Raw genomic sequence first — 2866 nt, forward strand, 5'->3', positions numbered from 1 at the left:
GGAGGGCGAGGGTCAGCAGGGCGGCGCAGAGGAAGGTGAGGGCGTCCACGGCGAACGGCAGCGGGGCGGCCAGGGCGAAGAGCACGCCGGCGGCCGGGGCGCCGAGGAAGCCGCCCGCCACCGCCGAGCCGGCCTGGAGGCGGCCGTTGGCCCGGGGCAGCGCGGCCGGCGGCACCACGGACGGGAGCATCGCGAACGAGGCGGCGTCGAAGAGGGTGCCGAGCGCGGCGAGCAGGAAGGCCACGGTCACCAGCGCGGCGACGCCGGCCCGGTCGAGGGCGATCGCGAGGGCGAGTGCGCCGATCACGGCGGCGCGCAGGCCGTCCACCACCGCCATCGTCCGGCGGCGGTCCCAGCGGTCCGCGTACACGCCGCCGAGCAGGCCGAACAGCAGCGGCGGGAGCTGCCCGGCCACGGTCACCGCCGCGATCACCCGGGGATCGCGGGTCAGCGTCGCGGCCAGCAGCGCCAGTGCCGGCGTACGCAGGGCGTCCCCGAGACGCGAGGACACGGCGGCGGACCAGAGCAGTCGGTAGTCGCGGCCGAGCGGGGGTGCTGTCATGCCGGCGACCCTCCGGGCTCGACCGGGTCGAGGGTCAAGGGGACCTTGACGCGCCGGTCACCGGCGCGGACGTGAGCCAACCGACGGGTAGCGGAGGCTCCACGCCGGGCCGGTCGAGGTCTACGCTTGCCCGGTGACGGTCGAGCAGCAGGCACGGGGCAGGGCGAACGGTGCCGCGGGGTCGGCCCGGCGCCGGTCCCGCAAGGACGAGATCCTGGAGATCGCGGTCGGCCTCTTCGCGTCCCGGGGCTACCACGGCGTCTCGATGGACGACATCGGCGCGGCCGCCGGGGTCACCGGCCCGGCGCTCTACCACCACTTCGCGGGCAAGGAGGCCATGCTGGTCGCCGCGCTGATCCCGGTCAGCGAGGAACTGCTGGCCGGCGGCCAGCAGCGGTCCACCGGCCACCCCGACGACCCGCGCGGCGCGCTGGAGTCGCTGATCGACTTCCACGTCGACTTCGCGCTGGCCAACCCGGCGGTGATCGCCCTGCACCTGCACGAGCTGGACCGTCTCCCCGACGAGCCGCGCCGCCGGATCCGCCGGCTCCAGCGGCTCTACGTCGAACAGTGGGTGACAGTGCTGACCGCGCTGCACCCGGGCATGCCCGACGGCGAGGCGCGGGTGCTGGCCCACGCCGCGTTCGGCCTGATGAACTCGACGCCGTTCCTGGGTGGCGAGGTGGACCGGCGCCGCCGGGCCGAGCTGCTCCGCGCCGCCACCCTGGCCGCCCTCCTGGCCCACCCCGGTTCCTGAATCGGGGGCAACTCGTCAGTAACCTTCCGGCCGTGGTTCCCTAGCACCCGTCCCCACCCCCGGACGCTGGAGGGAAACATGATCGAGTCGCTGCTGGTCGCCAACCGGGGCGAGATCGCCCGCCGGATCATCCGGACCGCCAGGCGGCTCGGCATCCGCGCGATCGCGGTGCACTCGGAGGCCGACGCCGGCCTGCCGTTCGTGACGGAGGCCGACGAGGCGGTGTGCGTGGGCCCGGCCAACCCGGCCCAGAGCTACCGCAACGTCGAGGCCATCCTCGCCGCCGCCAAGTCGACCGGCGCGCAGGCGATCCACCCCGGCTACGGCTTCCTGTCGGAGAACGCCGACTTCGCCCGTACCGTCGAGGCGAGCGGGCTGATCTGGGTCGGGCCCGGCGCGGACGCGATCACCGCGATGGGCGACAAGATCAACGCCCGGAACCTGATGGCGGCGGCCGGGGTGCCGGTCGCGCCCGGCACCACCGACCCGGCGGCCGACCTCGACGCGGCGGTCGTCGCGGCGGCGGAGATCGGCTACCCGGTGATGGTCAAGGCCGCGGCCGGTGGCGGCGGCATGGGCATGGGCGTGGCGACCGACGAGGCCGCGCTGCGCACCGAGTACGACAAGGTGCGCTCCTTCGCCGAGCGGATGTTCGGCGACGGCTCGGTGCTGATCGAGCGGTACTTCCCCCGGGTGCGCCACGTCGAGGTGCAGATCCTCGGCCTGGCCGACGGCCGGGTGGTGGCCCTCGGCGAGCGGGAGTGCTCGGTGCAGCGGCGCAACCAGAAGCTGGTCGAGGAGTCGCCGTCGCCGGCGGTCTCCCCGGAGCTGCGCGAGCGCATCCTGGCCGCCGCCGTGCGCGCCGGCGAGGCGGTGGGCTACCGCAACGCGGGCACGGTCGAGTGCCTGCTGGTCCCGCGCCAGCGGGACGCCAGCGGTGACGGCCCGGCTTCCGAAGAGTTCTACTTCCTGGAGATGAACACGCGGCTTCAGGTGGAGCACCCGGTCACCGAGCTGGTCTACGGCGTCGACCTGGTCGAGGAGCAGCTGCGGGTGGCCGCCGGCCTGGCGCCCACCTTCGACCCGGACGCGCTCGCCCCGCGCGGGCACGCCATCGAGCTGCGGATCAACGCCGAGGACCCGAAGCGCTTCCTGCCCGGCCCCGGCGTGATCAAGACCTGGGTGGAGCCGACCGGCGAGGGCGTCCGGGTGGACTCGGGCTACGTCGAGGGCAACACGGTCACCCCGTTCTACGACAGCCTGATGGCCAAGCTCATCGTCAACGGCGCCACCCGCGCCGAGGCGATCGAGCGCGCGAAGGCGGCGGTGGCCGCCTTCGAGCTGGCCGGCCCGAAGAACAACCTCCCCTTCTTCGCCGAACTCCTGGAGAACGAGGAATTCCTCTCCGGCGACTACGACACGGCCATCGTCACCCGAATGCGCTGACCCCCTGGGTCCGCCCGGGTCCCCCGCCCCGTTGATCATGAAGTTGTTGCCCTCGGCTGCGGCGTGTCGTGGCGATAACTTCATGATCAACCGGGGTGGGG

The 2866-nt window shown here is 73.9% G+C and carries 3 protein-coding genes; 2 read left to right on the top strand and 1 reads right to left on the bottom strand.

The features are described from left to right. Positions 1-562, bottom strand: a 562-nt coding sequence (locus tag F6X68_RS31955) for an MFS transporter (protein ID WP_151457727.1), incomplete at its 3' end; no start/stop codon positions are given. A gap of 133 nt (positions 563-695) precedes the next feature. Between F6X68_RS31955 and F6X68_RS31960 the strand changes: the two genes are divergently transcribed. Together F6X68_RS31960 and F6X68_RS31965 are read left to right on the top strand one after the other, a co-directional pair. After that, positions 696-1319 (top strand): TetR/AcrR family transcriptional regulator, encoded by a 624-nt coding sequence (locus F6X68_RS31960; RefSeq protein ID WP_151457728.1) that lies wholly within the window; start codon positions 696-698, stop codon positions 1317-1319. A 78-nt stretch (positions 1320-1397) separates the two neighbouring features. Next, entirely contained in the window at positions 1398-2765 is a 1368-nt protein-coding gene (locus F6X68_RS31965; RefSeq protein ID WP_151457729.1) for an acetyl/propionyl/methylcrotonyl-CoA carboxylase subunit alpha, read from the top strand. Positions 2766-2866: the final 101 nt, after the last annotated feature.

This window comes from Micromonospora sp. AMSO12t, from assembly GCF_008806585.1.
Taxonomy (GTDB): domain Bacteria; phylum Actinomycetota; class Actinomycetes; order Mycobacteriales; family Micromonosporaceae; genus Micromonospora; species Micromonospora reichwaldensis.

Bases quoted from the DNA above. Each gene is read 5' to 3' on its own strand.
- F6X68_RS31965 (WP_151457729.1), top strand. From the start codon at position 1,398: ATGATCGAGTCGCTGCTGGTCGCCAACCGGGGCGAGATCGCCCGCCGG.